General features: G+C 43.4%; 15 protein-coding genes. 3 read left to right on the top strand and 12 right to left on the bottom strand.

Going from position 1 to position 18,799, the window contains the following annotated elements; genetic code table 11:
- Positions 1–168 precede the first annotated feature (168 nt).
- The 12 genes from BVI01S_RS12875 to BVI01S_RS12820 all read right to left on the bottom strand — a co-directional run bounded on the left by BVI01S_RS12875 (position 169) and on the right by BVI01S_RS12820 (position 15,190).
- On the bottom strand, positions 169–1,332 hold the full coding sequence (locus tag BVI01S_RS12875; RefSeq protein WP_082804734.1) for a C40 family peptidase: 1,164 nt from the start codon (positions 1,330–1,332) through the stop codon (positions 169–171).
- Positions 1,319–1,942, bottom strand: coding sequence for a hypothetical protein (locus BVI01S_RS12870; protein WP_061810457.1), 624 nt, complete (start codon positions 1,940–1,942; stop codon positions 1,319–1,321). The genes BVI01S_RS12875 and BVI01S_RS12870 overlap by 14 nt, the downstream gene beginning before the upstream one ends.
- A gap of 11 nt (positions 1,943–1,953) precedes the next feature.
- Positions 1,954–4,236 carry a CD3337/EF1877 family mobilome membrane protein gene (locus tag BVI01S_RS12865; RefSeq protein ID WP_061810456.1) on the bottom strand — a complete coding sequence of 761 codons (2,283 nt, stop codon included), beginning with the start codon at positions 4,234–4,236 and terminating at the stop codon, positions 1,954–1,956.
- Complete coding sequence (locus tag BVI01S_RS12860; protein ID WP_061810454.1) at positions 4,236–4,661, bottom strand: hypothetical protein; 426 nt, start codon at positions 4,659–4,661, stop codon at positions 4,236–4,238. The genes BVI01S_RS12865 and BVI01S_RS12860 overlap by 1 nt, the downstream gene beginning before the upstream one ends.
- Positions 4,658–7,219, bottom strand: a complete 2,562-nt coding sequence (locus tag BVI01S_RS12855; RefSeq protein WP_061810453.1) for an ATP-binding protein — start codon at positions 7,217–7,219, stop codon at positions 4,658–4,660. The genes BVI01S_RS12860 and BVI01S_RS12855 overlap by 4 nt, the downstream gene beginning before the upstream one ends.
- Entirely contained in the window at positions 7,188–7,628 is a 441-nt protein-coding gene (locus tag BVI01S_RS12850) for a conjugal transfer protein (RefSeq protein ID WP_061810452.1), read from the bottom strand. Before BVI01S_RS12850 ends, BVI01S_RS12855 begins: the two co-directional genes overlap by 32 nt.
- A gap of 3 nt (positions 7,629–7,631) precedes the next feature.
- Positions 7,632–7,853, bottom strand: coding sequence for a hypothetical protein (locus BVI01S_RS12845; RefSeq protein ID WP_061810450.1), 222 nt, complete (start codon positions 7,851–7,853; stop codon positions 7,632–7,634).
- Between the two features lie 22 nt (positions 7,854–7,875).
- A complete protein-coding gene (locus BVI01S_RS12840) occupies positions 7,876–8,853 on the bottom strand; it encodes a conjugal transfer protein (protein ID WP_061810449.1) in 978 nt (325 codons plus the stop codon).
- An 11-nt stretch (positions 8,854–8,864) separates the two neighbouring features.
- On the bottom strand, positions 8,865–9,200 hold the full coding sequence (locus BVI01S_RS12835; RefSeq protein ID WP_061810448.1) for a hypothetical protein: 336 nt from the start codon (positions 9,198–9,200) through the stop codon (positions 8,865–8,867).
- Between the two features lie 38 nt (positions 9,201–9,238).
- Positions 9,239–10,159, bottom strand: a complete 921-nt coding sequence (locus BVI01S_RS12830) for a replication-relaxation family protein (RefSeq protein ID WP_061810447.1) — start codon at positions 10,157–10,159, stop codon at positions 9,239–9,241.
- Between the two features lie 16 nt (positions 10,160–10,175).
- Complete coding sequence (locus tag BVI01S_RS12825) at positions 10,176–12,710, bottom strand: type IV secretory system conjugative DNA transfer family protein (protein ID WP_061810446.1); 2,535 nt, start codon at positions 12,708–12,710, stop codon at positions 10,176–10,178.
- A gap of 929 nt (positions 12,711–13,639) precedes the next feature.
- A complete protein-coding gene (locus tag BVI01S_RS12820) occupies positions 13,640–15,190 on the bottom strand; it encodes a primase C-terminal domain-containing protein (protein ID WP_061810444.1) in 1,551 nt (516 codons plus the stop codon).
- Positions 15,191–15,896: 706 nt separating this feature from the next.
- Here BVI01S_RS12820 and BVI01S_RS12815 point away from each other — a divergent pair.
- The 3 genes from BVI01S_RS12815 to BVI01S_RS12805 all read left to right on the top strand — a co-directional run bounded on the left by BVI01S_RS12815 (position 15,897) and on the right by BVI01S_RS12805 (position 18,599).
- The gene (locus BVI01S_RS12815) at positions 15,897–16,265 is read left to right on the top strand and encodes a hypothetical protein (RefSeq protein ID WP_061810443.1); all 369 of its coding nucleotides are present in this window, start codon (positions 15,897–15,899) and stop codon (positions 16,263–16,265) included.
- A gap of 14 nt (positions 16,266–16,279) precedes the next feature.
- Positions 16,280–16,459 carry a hypothetical protein gene (locus tag BVI01S_RS12810; RefSeq protein ID WP_061810442.1) on the top strand — a complete coding sequence of 60 codons (180 nt, stop codon included), beginning with the start codon at positions 16,280–16,282 and terminating at the stop codon, positions 16,457–16,459.
- 340 nt (positions 16,460–16,799) lie between these two features.
- On the top strand, positions 16,800–18,599 hold the full coding sequence (locus BVI01S_RS12805; protein WP_061810441.1) for a hypothetical protein: 1,800 nt from the start codon (positions 16,800–16,802) through the stop codon (positions 18,597–18,599).
- Positions 18,600–18,799 lie beyond the last annotated feature (200 nt).

The raw sequence follows: 18,799 nt of genomic DNA, 5'->3' as shown, positions 1-18,799 counted from the left end.
ATAACACTTTATAAATTTACGCCTTGTTACATAACAAGTTGAATTTTGGTTGCAGGAAAACGGTGAAACCATCCTGATAGACCAAAAAAGATGACGAAAAATGCAGGAGGCAAAGTATCAGTTTATCTACTTTGCCTCTGATTACACCAATGCTGGTATAGCCCTGACCTATAATCGATTCACTCGTCCATTGAATTTATCTTCCCAATACCCTTTTGACATATCCGCAATGGCCACGCCTGTATTCGTTTGTGCTCCAATAAACTTTCCGTTCCCTATATAGATGCCAACATGTCCATCAATTTTATAGGTATCAAAGAAGACGAGATCACCGGGTTTCATATTGGTCGGTTTCACTGGTTTCCCTAGATGTTTCAGGGTTTCAGTGCTTGTAGACCCCAAAGGTCCCAAGTCTACTCCAACTTGGGTAAAAGCCCAATGAACAAAGCTAGAGCAATCGAAACGCCCCCTTGAAATGTCACCTTGGTTCCGTCCCCCACCAAACACATAGCTGGAGTTCCCGATCCATTTGGTTCCGACATCAACTACTTCCACTCCGGTATTGGCATTACTTCCCCCAATAGCTACATATCCTTCCACATACGCATCGGCAAATCCCATGACTTCTTCGACATACCAATCCGCATGGTTATAGGCGAAAACCGCATCTCGGATGTTTCCATCAGCTGCTCCATTTGCCGCCAGATAGTTGGCGGCAGAATAAATGGCATCTTCTAGATCAAATGGATCGGCTTTTACGTCGCCATTGGCATCGACCCCATATCCGCCATATTGGCTGATAACTGAAGGATCAGTCAACTGGGCATCTGAAATGTTCCCTTTCCCTAACCCTCCGCATGAAGGATGTCCCCATCCGACCCACGTACAGGGCATGAACTGAAGATGCCCGGCGGCGCCTACCGGAGACAACATCGGCTCAATGGTCGAAAATCGGGTCTCTACCCGGTGATGGGCAGCTAGGAGATTCCAAGGTACACCGTATTCTTTTTCTGCTTGTTTGTAAATGGGAATAAAGGCTTCCGGAATCTCATTTTTTCCGATTTCGGACATCTCTCCTCCCCAAAAACCAAATCCTCCTTGCGGTTTCTCTTCTTCACCAACTGAGGCGATCATTATAACCACTGCAATTGCCATTCCAACCAAAACAATGAAAACACCTGAAGTTCCAATGATCACAGGCCAACCAAGCTTGGCCACTACAGCTGCACTAGCTTTTTTCGCAACTTTTTTTCTGACCTTTTTCCCTGCTGTTTGGATTGCCGAACTGCCATCCGTCTCGTAGCTGTTATTCGAATCGTTAGTTTGGGACATTGACTCTCACATCCTCTACTTTCCATTCGCCATTGACTTCACGCACTCCCACTAAATACCAGTCTTCTGTATCAGATCTCTTTCCGTCAACCGATTGTGCGGTCCCTTTGACCATCACGTTCCAGCGCACGACAATACTGCTGGGATTGACCACTTGTGTCACATTGGTTTCTTTTACGGTTAAGTACGACCGATTAAGGGGTTCACGCCTTGGTGTACCTTCCATATCTTCATACAAGGATTTGTTCATAAACGGTTTGGCCGTTTCCAAATACTTCATCGGTTCATCTACACTGTAAGAATGAAAGGCTTTTACAAACTCCACGGCCAATTTCTTCGTTTTTTCTAATTCTTCTTCTGAAAAATGCTCCGTCTGATCGTATTGATTTACGTCCTCTGTTTCCTGTGGAGAAGAAACGGATGACGTTACCACATTAGCATTCGGTGTCCCTTCTTCAATGGGTGTTGCCTCTTTCACTTCTTCTCCAGAACCATTCATGCTACGGAAAACATAGGAAGACGTAAATCCCACAAGGAGAAAAACGGCAAGGATAAACAGAAAGAGTTTGATTCGATCAGCTTTACTGTGATGAAAATCCCATCCGAACATGACGATCCCCCTTATTTATCATCGTTCTTTGATTTTCTTTCTTTGATTTGCTGATTCGCTTCCCACTTTGTCAGGTGCTTTCCTGATTGTTTTGCGTTTTCGATGATACGAGAAATATTTTCTTGTTTTTCATCTAAGTGGATCGTTTGTTCGTTGCGCCTGTTGATGTTCCGGCTGACATTTTCCCTTTTGGTGATGTTCTCTTGGGAATGTCGATTCTCTTCCGATAGGTGGTTCTTTTGCTCTGTCACATCGTTCATCGTACTTTCAGTGGTTTCATGGCGGGTTTGATTTCGATTCACCACGTCTTGAGAGGTTTTACGGTCTGTTTGGGTATCCAAAGTGCGACGCTCTGATAATTGATTGGTTTGTGTTTCATTCACATGGTCTTGGTGGGGATTTTCGTTATGAAAGTTGATATTCCGTTGAGATTTTTGACGGTCTGTATGCTCCACATCTTGGGTGTCCGGTCGTTCAATGGAAGCTGCCGATTCACGCCTAGCATCACTCATGGACTGACGATCCACTAGTGGTTGTTTTTTCAGGCTTCCCGTTTCCAAACGTTGTCGACGAAGCTCCTCAATCGTGGTGACATTGTCATTCGTAGGAGGGTGTTCTATTTTGCTGGATCCAACTTGTCGATCCACCAGTTGTTCTTTATCAGAAGGAGTATTTTCAATCGTGGCTCGATGGTTCAGTTGTTTTTTGTAGGCTTCTTCCCCTTCCTTACCATCATGATGTTCTCGATCTACCCGGGCGACTTGACTGGCCATTGCCCTGATCTGTTCATTAGGCTGCGCTGGGTGGTTTTGACGATTGGCCAATGGCGTTGGATTCCCAAATCCGGTTTTTTCTTGAGGTTTAGAGGATGGATTTCGTTTTGCTAGTGCCTGATGCCGGATCCGTCCTTTATTCCCATCAAGCATCATCTTGCCTTGACGAACCGTGTTTCTAGCCTGACTATATCTTCTTCGGTAATTTTGCAAGGTCTGACCTGTACTGCTTTGGACATGATTGGCAGCAGTGGACACCATACTAAACAAGTCCCGTCGCTTTGCCCATATCCCCACAAAACAAATAATTTGAAGGACCATCATTCCAAGATACCCTAGATCACTCGATTCCGTTGCACGGTATAGAATGGCGGAAATTCCAAATAAAATGGTCAACAGTAAAGCGATCGCGATTTTCATCAGCTGCGCATGAAGTAACTTCATCGCCCAATCAACGGCCGTTTGCTGCCAACGTGGCACAAGTGCCATCAGTAAGGGGACCGGAGCGAATAAAGCCAGTGCTAAGAATATCAACTGAAATAGAATGATGGAGCCCGACATGATAAGGAGAAATATCCCTATGATGGAATTCCCGATGAACAACAAAGGAACAAATGCTGCGCGGTCTGTGATGCCATCTACCGACATCATTGAATTTTCTTTTTCGTTTACTTCTACCTCTGCTTTTTTCTGTCTATCTTCAGCCTCTAGAATAGGGTCAACAGATAGAAGATCATTAACACGACCTTCTTCTACTTCAGAAGTTCCATACTGCATCAGCACATAAGGTTTTTTCACCATGAGATCAAACATTTGGTTACGGATGGTGGCAATCCCCTCATCCTTGCTATAAGAAGCCCCGGGGTTCACAATACTGGCGGAAACGGCAAGAATATTACTTTGAAGTTCACTCGACCAATCGTTTACACCACCAAGAATCTTCCCGGCATTCGAGAAAAATCCCAGTGAAAAAACAAATAGGATCAAAGCCGAAATCAGCCCGCCCCAAGCTCTGCTTGATTCTCGTTTCACCATACCGACATAGGCAGCCCAGGCACCGACAAGACATAACATAAAAGTAACCATCAAGGGCCAAAGACCATTATCCATAAACCCGCCGGAATTAAATCCTGCAATATGTTGGATGGCTGTACCTATTTCGTCTACAACACTTGAAACAAAATCAAGTTCAAATGCTTCCTGTACGATGACCATGGTAAAGTTGGCTAATAAGACATTCACTTTCCATATCGCATTGATGATCTCCATCAGGGCTATATAGATTTGTTTACCTGCCCCGTCTGCCCAGTTCCACGGCATCCAGTCACCCGACGTGTCAACATACGTATCCAATTCGTAATGGTGTTGAGGATATTCGTTGTATTCAAGATCGACCTCTCCGACAGACCCTTGATCCGTATCCTGTGGCACAAGGTTGTCTTGCAAGCTAGCAGACGCCGGTACCTGCATCATCAAAGACAATAGAATCAATACCAGTATCACACGGATTGACTTTGCCATTAGTCATGCAACTCCTTAAGCACTTCAGGCTCAAGATCAGCAACTAATTGTTTAAAATTATAAACACTCCCATATTCTGTTCTTTTCCAGCCATCTTTTGTCTTGATAACTTCCATTTCTTCGGTTTTTAATCCTTTTTTCTTCGGATGCTCGTACACTACTTCATAAAAATAACGTTTATCACTAGCTTTCCATTCGGTAAGTTTATAATTTTTAACTTCAAGGTTATTGTCAGCTTTATCTTCAGGGTCAAGCGCCGTCTCTTCCTGATCTAAAAGCTCGGCCATCTTCCCTTGATCTTTCTGGATATGCGCGTTCACCCACTCTACCGGAAGGTTTGAAGGTCCTTCACTATCCTTATTCCCGCAAGCTGCAGCAATAAGGACCATGGCCAAAAAAACAACAATCAATAATCGTCTCTTCATACATAGACCCCCGATTCTGTTGCCTTATTGTCCTCTACCTGAAGATCTGCTTCTTCTTTATCGATAACTACTCCATCTTCTTTTTCGGATGGAGGCCTTGTGTCAAAGGCGTCAAACAGGTCTTTAAATAAGGCATTGATGGAAACAACCCCGACACGTCCTGATATATCTTGAAACAGGCATTGTCCATTTTGGAGCTCGCGAAGGGTTGAGGCGTTATACTCCGTATGTTTGAGATTGAGAAGGGACAGTACGTTTTCAATTTCATGGGGATCGGTACTGCGAAAGGCAAATTTCATCCCGATATTATTCTTCATTTTTTCATCCAACAGGTCATTCGCGTTTTGGGTGACAAAATAAATACCTGCATTCATCGAACGTCCGGCCCGCACTAAACGCGATGCCAAATGACTTCCCTGGCTTGTATTCAGCACCGCCCACGCTTCATCCAAGAGGACCACCTTGAAGATGCTTCGGTTCGTATAAATGAACTTTAACGCAAACGACGAGATGGGTAACATCATCGCAACGGAAAGCATTTCCGAAAGGTTATATTTCTCTGGTGATGTGTCAGGTGCTGGAAGCTCCAAGTTTTGAATCTGTAACACATTCAGCGCTGTGTCTAAGCTGATGGCAGCGTGATTGTCGCCATCCCCGAATAACAGTTGAGCGAATGATAATTCGCTGAAAGACCGGATATGCTCACCCAGTTGGTTGGCCACCTCGTCATCATGATGAATCAATTCCATCATCACTTTGGTTAAGCAAGGCTTTTCCCCTTCAGCTACCTTACGGACGGCTTGGGTCAGCTTCGGAAAGCGTTTGGAATCATCCAAACGAACCCCTGTTAAAAACGTCAAAATATCAAGCGCAAGGGTTTCGGCTTCCTTGACATCTTGATGAATGGAGAAAGGATCCAATCGCCCTCGGTCTTCCACTTTGGTTGATAATGAAATGATGTTCACCTGATTCCCAAGCTCAGAAAGGTCCTGGTTCCAATTCCCACGTTCCCCTTTTGGATCGATGACAAGCGCCTTACCGCCCGATAAGACCGATAGATACGTAATGAGGTTGGAGCTGAACGATTTCCCTCCCCCAAGGGAACCAAGAAACGCTGCTGACAGCGCATTGGTCTTCGTTCCCCGGATCCCTTGGGCGGCACGATTTGGCATGATGTAGACCGGTTGGTCGAGGATACCGGTTGAACCGATGAAAAACCCTTCCCCATCCCCGAGCTGTTTCGTTGCACCAAACATGCTACCAGCAACGGTGGCAGGCTCCATGAAGTGCAGGTAATCCTTTACATACCGTTTCGCCCCAGGCAAGAATTCATTGAATAGGAGCCATTGATCTCCGTAGGGCTGTTCTACATGGAACATCATATCTTGGTACATGTCCTTCACCGTATCGCATCGACGCTTCAATTCATCTTCATCCGAAGCCGATACCGCCAGAATAATCGATGTTTTGACTAATGGCATACGGGATTTTTGCAAATGGGCTTCGAGCTCATGGGCTTCTTGTCTGCCTTCCAGAACATTTAACCCTGTATCATTTCCTGTTTCACGGGCATGGCGGTCTTGATCTTTCAGCTCTTTCTGTTTGTTCCGAACAGCCGACAATGCTTTTCGATTGTCCATGGTTTCCGTTCGCACACTGATTTCTACTGGAAAATCAAGATGTTGAATCACATACATCCATTCTTCACCCGGAAATTCAAGTTCATAAGGGACGTTGGAAATCGCCAGAAAAGCGACATGCCCCTCTACCTCCTCCCCTTCATGGACCTGCTTCAATAAAAGGCTCCTTTTCGGGGAATCGTCGACTAACCCCTCAGTAAGACGAAGAACATCATGGTAAAGTGGGCGCCGAACGACTACATTTCCCTCTTCATATTCTTTATAGCCAACGGAATAAGCAGGGCTCCACCCCTTCATGACCGGCGCTTTCCCGATCCCTCGATAAAAATTACGGCGAATGAGCCATTGAACCGTTTCTTCATTCACCTGCTCTACGTTCATCCGGGAATGAACCTTGTTAAACACCCGACGCTCTGCCTTTCGGTAGCGCTCGATATCGTCTTCGATGATTTCAGGAGCATCCATACCTGATGTTTCATTCACACCGCCAATAAATTCTTTCCACGCCTCTCTCAAATCTTGAAAAAAAGAGGCGTTTTTCTGATTATGTTCAGGTCTTGGCAGCTTCACACCGATATAAAAACGGTACTCCGTTCCTTCTTTTCCAAGCATCCGTTCCAGTTGAACGGCGGCATCGTCTGTGTGTTTAACGGCAGCTTCTTGTAGGGGACCGGACAATGTGCGTTTAAATCGATTGTGCTTCTCCTGAATGGATTGAAAATTAGGGACCACCAATAGATGGGTATCCAGGTTAATTTGCCAAAAGAACGCTTTTATCTTGGTAAAAAGATAGTCTTTCTCATCATCTGCGAGGAAATCGTAGTTGAATCCGGCAAGCTGATAATAAGCCCAACAGGATCCATCCTGGGAAAAAACGAGATTTCCTTCAAAGTATTTGATCGGGAACTCGATGTTCATCTTCTTTCCCCTCCTTTTCGGAATACCTTACCTGACGATAGCCAATGGCCGTCGGATATCTGTAGGGTCTTTTCACATTCGACACTTCTTTATAACGGTTCATCAGGTGTGGAGAAAGATGGTACTGCGCCACTCTAAAAAAGAAACGGTGTGGTGCTTTCCCGTCCAATAACTGTTTTGTAAAGAACCAGGCAAATATCCCCGGTAAGAAAATGTATTCGATCAGCCCCAGGTGAAGGATACTGAGTGGTGGGAATTGATTCAGGCACCATACAATCCCCATTCCTCCGGCAAAGAATCCGATTTGCCGATACGTAAGGGGAAACGGCAAAGGGATATCCTGAATGCCGTACAGCACCTTTTCCACCCTCCACACGCTGTTATAGGTACGAAGCATTCTCGGTTTCATCGGCTACCCTCCAAACACCGTTTTCCATAAGTTAGAGCCCAGATTCTTGACCATATCAGGGGTGAACACGAAGACACCCACGATCATCGCAAAGATCGCGAACCCGACAAATCGGGAAAATTCCCTCCGAACCAAGAAATAGATGGCCACTGCCCCGATGATCACGAGGAATAAGGCACCAATTTGAGTGGAAAACCATGTTTGAATATTTTCTCCAAAGTTCATAATCTCATAACCTCCTAGAGTGTTATCGATTCTTAATAGATTTAACCAACCAGCGATCTTCTACTTTGACCATGTTCATCTCATAAGGGGATACAATCTGCGCTTTTGACTGATCCTCGACATAAATGACCGTGACATAAACAGAATACTGATCTTGAGAATCACCTTTCGTGATGAGGACGTCCTTCACTTCCTGAAAGGTCAGAACCCCGCTCATGCTTTGAACGTCCTCCCCTTCGATGTAGTAGGATAACTCATCTTGATTCCCTGTTGTATAAACCTTGAAGAAAGTATTCAAAAAGGAATGAATTTTTTCTTGCAGGACAGAGTCGCGAACCTCCTCTTCTTTTTTCGATTGTGTAGCGATGGCGATATCCGGTTTCTTGGGAGCTGCCGCATAGTAGGGCGTTTGATACACCACGTACGATAGCCCGTCCGTTTTGACCGGCACCACAAAGTACTTTTCAAACGGACCGTTATTTTCTTCTTTAGGCTCCGGAGGTGATTTCTTTTCCTTCTTTGCCTGATCGATTGCTTTTTGATCTGGCTGAACGGTTTTGTTTAACTCATGTTGAACGTGAAGGGTGATATTCGCTGTATCGCCGCCTGTTTCTTCTACTTTCCAGACTTGTGAAGAAGCGAGAACACTGTTCCACTCCATCCCTTCAAAAGCCAGTCCGGCCTGTTCAGGTAATCCCCGGGCTAAATAGGGGCTTAATCGCTCGGCGCGTTTCTTCTTTGCTTCATCCGTATTTTCCCACATGAAATAGTCAGTGGCGAAGTTCTCGGCAAACGTCTGTGCTCCTACGCTGATCGCCAAATTCTGATTGGTTTCTGTCGATTTGGAGGTGGTTTCTTGAACACCGGTGCCGGCTCCTGCATTCCCCACCCGTACAATGGCGACCACAGAGAGGAACAGCATCATCACAAATCCCGTCCAAAACAGGCCCTTGATCATCTTCTTCCGAAAGACTGGTTGGGGATAGTCCCGTTTTTTCATGGTCTTCCTCCTTATTTCATCATTTCGTTCATGGCTTGTTTTCTCCGCTCTTTCCTCCTGGCTTCTTCTCCGATGGCCCAAACGCTTATACAAATGAATAGGAACAGCCCCACGGTTGCCCACACCCCATACTCTTTATAAAACCCTCTGAACCACCGGATCACATCATCGGCCGCATCTGCGAAAACAGGAACTTCCCTGTACGCAAACTGAAACAGGAAGTACCCCATCAGCACCATGACAGCCATAAGGATTAACACGACGATCACCCGTTTCATGAACCTGGTGAGCATTTCCTTTATGGTACCGTTCGTTGGTGTGGGACCACGTTTCACTTTGTATCCCACTCCTTCACCCCCTTTCAAAATCAGACCGAGTGACGAGTTTACGTAGAATGCTGATGAATCCTTTCGATTTCTACTTTTTGGGCCAGATGATACCATTGATCTTCAAGAGCTGAAGCGTGTGCCTTCCAAATGACACCGTATGGATCAGACATCACATCCGAATAGGTGGAGAAAAACAAAGCACCCTGAACCTTTTCAATCTCCCGTACATCCGCTTTTTGCGAGTGAAACAACAGACGATCTCGCTCCGTTTCTTTTTCCGATATAAATAACACCCGCACCACATCAATACTTCCAAACACCGGATCGTCCTCATATCCCTTTTTCAACACGTATTGGTTGTAACGGAACATCTTTTCCAGCGTGTTTTCAATCCGCTGCCGACTGCGCTCCATCTCGACAAAATAGAGAAACCGAAATTCTTTTCCCTGAACCGTCCTCTTCAGGATAAAGGCTCCATCCGGTCGTATGACGGTATGCGCCGACTGTCGCTTTTTTCCGTCTTTATCCCTTCTCCACTCTCCATAATTCCGGAAGGCTCTCCGTTCAGAAAAATATTCTCCAAATGCAAGATCATTCGCCTGGGCAATCCCATTCCTATACGTGGTCAAAATGTTGGCCATCCGCAGGGAGTGATAGATATACGTCGGGGTACGTTGCGTCCATCGCGTATCCCAATCGGCTCCCCCTAAGATTTGACTGACTTCGGCGATTCCGTTCTTATCAAGGGTGTAGACCAGGCGATCAGCGCCCCTTACATTCGCTTTGGCGATCGGAAACGATTTAATGTACTGTTCTCCCTCCAATGATTTTAACGCCCTCCTGATCGTATTGATGTGCTGTGAAGTACCATCCGGATTCAGGAAAATATATTTTTCCAAGTACTCATAATCGACAAAAACCAAATCATGTAACGTCTCAAACAATGTTTCTTCTCTCTGACCGATTTTCTTCGGCATCTATAATCCCCCCACGTCAAAACAATGCATCTTCCACACTCACTTCACTCTTCTTTTCCTGATCATGTTCTTCCGGATCCTTTTTGGGATGACCAGGACCTTGGACAGGATCCCATTCATTTTCCATTTCAGTGTCCTTCCCTTCACATTCATTTGATAGATTCTCATCTTCTTCATTTTTCACTAAAGACGGTTCCTCTTTAGCTTGTTGGCTCATGGATTCTTCATCAGCCTCCTCCACATCTGCTTCCCCCAAAAACATCCCTTCATCATTTCTTTCCTCTTCTCTTTCTATGAAAGATGAAGCCATTGCCGCATTCTTCTCGATGTTCATTGCATCATGTATGGTGCGCTTTTTGATGTCCGGGATGCTTTGCTCATATCTGGCCGGTCTGGGAGCCTTCATCCGAAGAAGAAAAGGGCATGTTCGTTCATTCCCTACCTGCATCCTCATGTACCCGTGAAACGGTTCAACCGTAAGATAATCCTGTTCGGTGACCACTTCAGACGGCATGGACCGACTCACCACAAAGGCGTCATCGGGGTTCCCCAAGCGAAGCGACACGAATGTACCGAAATTTCTGAAAATAGCGTCCGTAACGTCAGGAGGGACTTGGCCTTTCAATCCCTGCATCCCTAGAATGATGGAAGTCTTATATTTCCGTAACTCCGATGCAAACGATTCAATCGCATCAGTACTATGTTCCATTAACGTCGGGGCTTCATCCACCATCACAAAATGATACGGCAACTTTTCCCGTTCAGATGGAGGTGTATCGGCACGGCTTTTTCCTGCGAGTTCTGCATAGGTGAGGCACATCGATCCCACTAATTTCTTTTCGTCACTTGTTAGTTCAGATAAATCGAGAAGCGTGATTTTTCCCTGATCCATATTTTCACGAAAACGAAGGCCATTTGTCTTCGCTCGAAGCATTTTCCCCATCACACCGGATAACGTGATCTTCCTCAGCTTATTGAGGGTCGAGTTTGTTTTTGCCTGTAATTCCCGATCCTGAAGTCCTTGGAGATTTTGAAAATACAGGTACAAATCATTCTCAATGTGATCCTTTCGATTTAACCGTTCCAACACGCTTTCCCGGTACTCAGGGTCACTTAAGAGGCGTTGAAGGTTCGGTAAACTTGCTTCTCCGATGCGTTGTAAGGCAATCCCGCCGTTTAAGAAGTTATCATCGATATTCGGTCCCCAGAAATCCTTCCATGTACGCTTGAGCACATCTGCGACCGTTTGGGCAATCTTATCTTCCGAAGTGGCAAAGTCCACATCATACACATTGAAGGGGAATTCCCCGTCTGAAAACTTGATATACCGGACTAAGTGTTGTCGATCGGGAGGGATCCTCGAGGCAATGTCCTGGCATAGATCCCCGTGTGGATCGATCACCGTCCCACCGATGGACGTCCCGGCCCCATCAAGGGATAAGAGATCCTCCACCAGATTATACATCGCTGTCGATTTCCCCATGCCGCTCATCCCAATGAATGCGGCATGGTACCGGAGAGTGGCCAAATCAAACAACACCTCTGTCTTTTGCCCGTGATACGTATGCTCCCCGAATGGAATGCTCAATTCTTGATCAAACTTCTCTTGCTTGACTTCTTTCGGCAAAGAAGTCGCCCGCATGTTTAACCGCTGAATCCGATTATTTTGAACCCTCTCACTCGGTAACCGCATGATGGCAGCCATTTCCTCCGTCCCAAGTACGACGCGCTTTTTGGACCGCTCCATTGAATAAAGACGATGGGTAAACTCCCAACGGAAAAAAGGACGAATCGTCCGAAACCACCACCACTCTCTCCCTTTCAGCTGATTCAACCGTCCACTCGAGAAGGTCCCGATCGAACCTTTGGCACTTTTAATCAATGATTTTGCTTCTTTTTCGTTTCGTCCGAAGGTAAGAACCTTGATGCCCAAACGAGAAAGGTTCCTCGTCGATTTCCCTTCGATGGCAGATAAGTACAACTCATTATCCTTTTCAAGCGTTTCATCATATTCCCCTTGCTTATGAAATTGTCGAACGATCCCTCTGAAATGCTTTTCTGTTCGATAGGCGGGTTGTACAAGAAACTGCATATGGACTTCCTGTTTTTCTTCCAGTCCATCAAGGAATTCAATCAGCTCTGCTTGTGTATCAACGACTTCATTGTGGTAGGTCTTGATGGGGACGGTCCAGTGACTTTCGGTGAATAGCTTCGTACCTGCGTGGGGACGGGAAAAATCGATGGTCATTTCATCTGCCTCTTCAATGACCACTTCCGGATGCTCGGCATAATATTTGCTTTTAAAAGCCTTTCCGACATGATCATTGGGGACCCAAACAAAATAACGAATGGAATCCTTCGTCGCGACAATCTCCCAGCTGATCCACTCCTGTTTCACCCATCTTCTGTACCACGGCCGGTCTAATGAATGTAGTATGGTTGTCCAGGCGGTCTCATCCTTGAAATACAAAATCTTGGCATCCATCGTTGTCTTTAATTCGTACAACTTTCCTTCTTTCGGGATCAAAAACGGAAACAGATGATACCTCAAAATTCTCTCACCCCTTTTTACAGCATTATCATTTACACACTCCTTTTCTCAATCAAGCATAAACACCATGTTACCCTCGCTTTACATTTTTCTTACGCTTTATCCAGACTTTCTCTTATCCCTTGAACTGCCTTTTCTACTGGAACCGATCTCTTCTCCCTTACTCTCTTGAACTTTCTCTCTTACTTATTCTCCCTCTTCACTACACTCACTCTACTCTTACTCTCTCCCTATCCTCCTCCCTCTCACTTACTTACTACTTACACTTACTCTACACACTCCCTCCTCACTCACACTCCCTTCACCACCCTCCCCCCTACAATTATTTAAAATGGGTAAGTGGATTATATAACTAAGGTCCTGCTAAATGGTCACGGAATGGAAGTATGGAGTTCCGTTACCATTTAGCAGGACCTGGCGCCCTTTCGGCTTACTACCGTTGTGTTTTAAACGATGGAGTGGTGGACATATTTACAAACACGAATAGAAACCTATTTATATATCATTCTTAACCTAAATGGTAACAAACTGGAAATTGATTACAAGGGACAAAATACCCAAATACTGTAAAAATACAGAACATATATTCTTACCTTCAAACTGGAACGTCCATATGAAATTCCCATCCTATTATTTATGAACCACCTAATCATCCCCTGTACCAACCTGAAAATAGATCAATGATATGACGAATCTATCTTTCTATCATAAGTCCCCAGGCATGGATCACACTGTGAAAATCAGCGCTTAAATTCCATACAACATAAAAGAATAAGATCAATAATAAAATAGACACTTTATAATCATTCCTTTCTTATAAAGTAAAATTCGTAATACCAATAACCACTAAGAATAATACAAAGTACTAACGTGAACGAGAAAAGCCCAAGGAGAATTTAGATATGTATTGGCAGACTGGCTTATTTATTTCAACTGATCAACTGCGTGGGCGGAGACGAACCTGACCGGTAAAGAAGATCCAGTTCGTAAAGAAGTAATTCTTCGACTAGTGTTGGAATATCCAGTTCGCTAATGTACTGGTTGGCTGCAGGCAGCATCTCCGCAAACGTCATTTGGGCATGCTGAATTCGCTTCTTACGTTCCTGTAACAAGCTTTGAAATAAAACGGATCGGCTGGCCACCATGGTGACCGCATTCCGGCCACGCCCAATCGTTCGCTTGATGATTCTTTCAGAACGCTTGATGACCTCTTTTAGTGTTGAAACAGCCATATTAAACGTTTCCGCAAGCCTCGTCAAAGAACCCTCGAAAAATGGTTTTTCAGGGCTTGTACACGCATGAAGCTGCGCTAGGATATCTTCTTCTCGTTCATCGTAGTGAGACCGCACCCGTTCTTCCCGCGGTTTCTTAAACTTATACCACCCTTCTCTTCCTTTGAATTTCGCTGAACCATTCGTCCATAGTTCAAGCAGCCCTTCCACATAGGAACGCTTCGCTCCTTTATACTTTCCTGAATAGGCACTCTTTAGTATCCGTTCAAACTCAGCCTTTTTCAATGGGTGTTCCAGATTGCTGTTAAACTGGTCCAGTTCGTCATACGCTGCCTCTAATGGCCGTCCAGATGCGTAATTCGCGATCGCAAGGGTGAAAAGGGCGTTATTACGGCTGGTGCTGTAATGGCCGCTCTCAATATGAGTGGCACGGATGAGGGTACGGTACCACTCGGAAACGGTCTGGTCACTGACGGAAGCCTGCCCCGGGTAAATGACTTGGAACGCCGCTTTTCGCTCCTTCTCTTCAAATTGCTTGGACCACGACAGCAGTAGGCCCGTATTCGCCGGATGATCATCAAAATAAATCACATTTCCATCCTGAGGAATGCGGTAAAAGCCAAATGGTGCACAATTCGTGTCGACAGGGACATATTTCTTTAGGGCCTTTAGCAGGTTATCAGCGACTCGCTCTGCCACTCTTAAAGCCTTGTACTCTTTCTGTCTATGGATAAAAAAAGGAGTTTCCAGCACAAAGAACCCCTGGAATCCTCTCGGGGTTTCAAGAAGGAGGTTCGGCCTCGGGATCCCGAGTTCGTCACAGCCTAAAAAAAGCGCATATAAATCCACTTCCTTGGTGTCGATATCAAATCCGATCACATTGATCTGTTTGAGGTTATCTCTTGTATGTCCTTTTATAACACGGTTTCTAAAATCGTAATACGTGCCTCCACGGTAAGTATTCGGGGTCCAATGGGAAAGGCTATTTCGCTTTTCATGAAGCGTTTCATACGACGTGACGACAAACCCTTTTCCGTTCGATAAATCGTCCTTGGAAGGCGAAACAAACACGACACCTGTCTTTTGGGATGGAATCCGCTCGTCTTTCTCGTATGCTGTTAATCTAGTAATTGAAGCCTTGGATCCTTTCTTTTTATACAGACGTAAACTGTTATGCGTCATAAACTGCATGATCTCAGCTGGAGAAATCATTTTTTTACTGGATTTTTCTTTATCACGGACTCCCACATTTTCACCCCTTCGATACACGTCTTCCATTCACGGACTTGATGTTGAAATAAGTATAACGAAATCGAATTTTGGAAAATGGGCTCCTCTAAGAGAAATGCACCAAAAAAAAACATCCCTCGAAGCTTAGAGCCTCAAGGGATGGAAAAAAAGTTGAAATTTTTTTATGACACAGGTTCCGCTCATCTTCTGCACCAAAAAGAGCAAAAATGGTGCATTTCAGGGCGTATTATAATATGTAAACCTCTTGATCGAAGCTGATATATAAGCATTTTAACTATCATGTTGAAAACATTACTACACAGGTTCCGCTCAAATTTCAAGGTGATGGTGCATTTTTTAATACACAGCTTCCGCTCATTTTGGGGATGTGGAACATTTTATTGTTGGCATTTTTATGTTAAAAAAAATACGTATCACTATAAAAAGTTAATATAACAACGTTTCTATATGTACACAGGTTTCGCACATTATTTGAACCATTTAAATTCGAGTGGTCCATTTTTTGTATTTTAGTACACAGGTTCCGCTCTCTTTTCTTTTATAGAACCTCAGCATATGTATTCTTCATTTAGCTATAATTTAACGTCATCATAATTTAAAGAAACATCTATATACATTTTTTACTTATATTAGTAATTTTTAACTATATACCCACCTTTTAATATGGTAAAATATTATCAAATTATTATTTGGAGGAATATAAATGACTGCACCTCTTTACGGTTTTATCCTCGATCCGAATACTGGTAGTGAATTTGTCATGTTACCAGTAAAGAAAATAAATTTATTAACTATAAAAGATATGATTGGTATGGAATCTGTAGTTGGATTAAGGTCTATACGGCTTACTGATAAGTTAATTGGTTGGTGTAACTCAACAATTGACCAGACAGAAGGAAATTTATGTATGGAGATATTAGAAACCTCTCAGCTTCTTTTTGGAAAAGTTGTTATCACGGGTGGGACAGATCAAGAAAATGAAGATGATTTTTCTTTAACCGAGTATGATTTAATTACACAAGAAATGTTATATTCTCTTGATGGAAAAGTAGCTGTTTACAGAAAAAAATAAAAAGGAGAATCAACATGGAAGGATACTGTATTAAATGTGATGAACTAAAAGAAATTGAGTTTGATGATGAAGGAGATTTATATTGTGAAGATTGTTTTGATGATTCCGTTGGATATCAAAGTGATTCTGCAGACTTGTATGGTATTTGTGACTATTGCGGAAAAAATAGGAAGTTTGGGAATTGCAGTTGTTAATGAAAATACTAATCACTGGTTACATGTGATTAGTATTTTTTATTTTTTAAGATTAACCCCCTGGTAATCAGCATTATTTCAAAAGTAAAGGTTCAGACTTATAGGAAAAAATATGATCAATGGTTATTCAGGGGAATTTTGTCGTTTTATCAACGTTTGTTGGTGCATTTTAATTTACGATTCGGAACCTGTATAGTATCTGGTGCATTTTTTAAATCAACTGGAGCAAATTCCTGTTATACTATAATCTACGTGGTGCATTTTTTATATTGGTGCAAATAATATGCACTCATCAAATTGGAGATATTCTCATTGCACAACGGAAAGGAGTTTTCTGCCAATGGAGTATGAAAGCATACCTGGACACTTAATCTTACCTTATAAACTATTGAAGATAGCGATCTATGAAGAGTCTAAATCACTTTTTGAAGATCGGCCATATATTCTACAGACGTGGAAACGAGACGCCTACCATTTGACTGAAAGAGAAATTCATCATGAAACCCCTTCTAATGAAATGAGTCCAAGCTTTCGAGCGCTTTTTTTCTTGTTCACTCAAACAATATTCTTCAACCAGCATGTTACCAAACAAATGATACAAGAAGCTGTAACAAAGCATAAAGACACCATCAAGATTCTTTTAGCCGGGCACTTCATTCAGGAATTTCCGGAAGAAGAAGTCAAACGCAGCATCAATGATGAAAAGATTAGCGAAGCGCTGAATCGAGAATACATCTATTCCAGTATGGACATCGATTATCATTTAATGCGGGATATCGTCACCAAGAAGAAAGTCTTTCAGGAAGGAGAGACAGGTCACATGGCAACTCAGATCATCGACAACCGTGGTAAAATACGTGGACTCGCAGAGCTCCGCCCCCATGACACACAGGTGGCTGAACTGTCCTCCGATCAACAGGAAATGTGGCTGGAATTAATTGAATCAACCCTTAGTTCTTTAGATGAGATGACGGCCGATCTCTTTGATTTAATTACATACTTATGGATGGTTACACCGAAAAACAGGGACGGCTATATTGAATTTCACAGCAATGACGCCTTGCGTCTTCGTAATCTGAAGAAAAGGTCTTCGAACGGGCGTGAAATCGACTTCCGAGAAGAAGATCGCTTTAATATCATGAAACGGGTCGCAGCCCTTTCAAGCATCTGGGTCTCCATGGGAGAACAGAAAATTAAAGTAATCAACACGCAAGACATGAAAGATAAAGAATTGTACAAGTTCAAAGACTTTCAAAAAATGTTTGAAATCGGGAAAATCCGGGTTGCCTATGATAAAAAAACGGGAGAAGCAAAGGGTATCTATGCGGTTCAAGTGAAACCCACCTCTGTTTTAACCCCCTACTTGGAGGGTCCTAACCGTTCGATCGGCTTGCTTGATTTGAAAGTCTTTCAGTACAGTCACTTTACGCAACGGGAACAGAAGCGCTTAACCCGTTATCTCAATTTACAGTGGAAAATCCGTACGGTAAAAAGATCTTTGCATCAGCCTTTTAAAGTGTCCACTTTATTAAAAGTCATGGACTTTTCTTCTCGTTACAATGGAGTTCAGATTCGAGATAAATTTGAAGGCATCCTGGATGAATTGCAAAACGACGGCGTGTTGAAAAACTGGTCGTATACTGAAGAGATTGATGAAGACAAAATCGGGAAAAGAGGTTGGTTAAAGAACTACTGGGAAAAGTTGAGTATTATCTTGCTCCCTACCGATCTCGTGATAAAGGAAAATCAAAAAAGCTTGTTGGAACATGCCAGTACACCGATTAACCAAAAGATGATAGAGCTTACTGGTCAAGTAACGTCAGAAGAGGTTCCTTTCTTTGAATGGACTCAGCAAGAAACAGCTGCTTCAACAGAAACTTTAACGGTAAGTTCTGAAATAAAGACCGAACAACAAGTATTCAATCTAGAGGATGAGGTATCCATCAGTCTTACCCCTGAAACCATGAGAGAGACGATTGATTCCTTAGGGATGAGCATTCGCCAGTCGGCGTTGGAAATTGGTATTGCTCATACCACCCTCTCTCGCTACATTCGGAGAGAAAACAAGCGACAAAACAAAAACAATGATGAAAAAATGCTGAATTGGTTAAAAGAAAAAGCAAAGTCAAAAACCCTTTAATCGACGTGATTAAAGGGTTTTTTAACACAAAATACTCCACATAAAGTATATGTTGACAATATTAATATCATATATATTGCATTTATTATTGTTCTTAATAAAATCATTAAAATATACTACCAAGCTGATATTATTTAGTATTTACGCTCCTATGATTACATCTTCAACTAACGCCCCCGTTTGTTGAAGATGACTTTATG

The sequence above is a fragment of the Rossellomorea vietnamensis NBRC 101237 genome, from assembly GCF_001591825.1.
Classification (GTDB): domain Bacteria; phylum Bacillota; class Bacilli; order Bacillales; family Bacillaceae_B; genus Rossellomorea; species Rossellomorea vietnamensis.
Note: the sequence above shows the minus strand (reverse complement) of the source record. Positions and strands in the feature narration are given on the sequence as shown.

Excerpts from the sequence above, each read along its gene's own strand:
- BVI01S_RS12860 (WP_061810454.1), bottom strand. The coding sequence starts at position 4,661 with ATGAAGAGACGATTATTGATTGTTGTTTTTTTGGCCATGGTCCTTATT.
- BVI01S_RS12805 (WP_061810441.1), top strand. The coding sequence starts at position 16,800 with ATGGAGTATGAAAGCATACCTGGACACTTAATCTTACCTTATAAACTA.
- BVI01S_RS12840 (WP_061810449.1), bottom strand. The coding sequence starts at position 8,853 with ATGAAAAAACGGGACTATCCCCAACCAGTCTTTCGGAAGAAGATGATC.
- BVI01S_RS12870 (WP_061810457.1), bottom strand. The coding sequence starts at position 1,942 with ATGTTCGGATGGGATTTTCATCACAGTAAAGCTGATCGAATCAAACTC.
- BVI01S_RS12865 (WP_061810456.1), bottom strand. The coding sequence starts at position 4,236 with ATGGCAAAGTCAATCCGTGTGATACTGGTATTGATTCTATTGTCTTTG.
- BVI01S_RS12830 (WP_061810447.1), bottom strand. The coding sequence starts at position 10,159 with ATGCCGAAGAAAATCGGTCAGAGAGAAGAAACATTGTTTGAGACGTTA.
- BVI01S_RS12845 (WP_061810450.1), bottom strand. The coding sequence starts at position 7,853 with ATGAACTTTGGAGAAAATATTCAAACATGGTTTTCCACTCAAATTGGT.
- BVI01S_RS12850 (WP_061810452.1), bottom strand. The coding sequence starts at position 7,628 with ATGAAACCGAGAATGCTTCGTACCTATAACAGCGTGTGGAGGGTGGAA.
- BVI01S_RS12810 (WP_061810442.1), top strand. The coding sequence starts at position 16,280 with ATGGAAGGATACTGTATTAAATGTGATGAACTAAAAGAAATTGAGTTT.
- BVI01S_RS12855 (WP_061810453.1), bottom strand. The coding sequence starts at position 7,219 with ATGAACATCGAGTTCCCGATCAAATACTTTGAAGGAAATCTCGTTTTT.
- BVI01S_RS12875 (WP_082804734.1), bottom strand. The coding sequence starts at position 1,332 with ATGTCCCAAACTAACGATTCGAATAACAGCTACGAGACGGATGGCAGT.
- BVI01S_RS12815 (WP_061810443.1), top strand. The coding sequence starts at position 15,897 with ATGACTGCACCTCTTTACGGTTTTATCCTCGATCCGAATACTGGTAGT.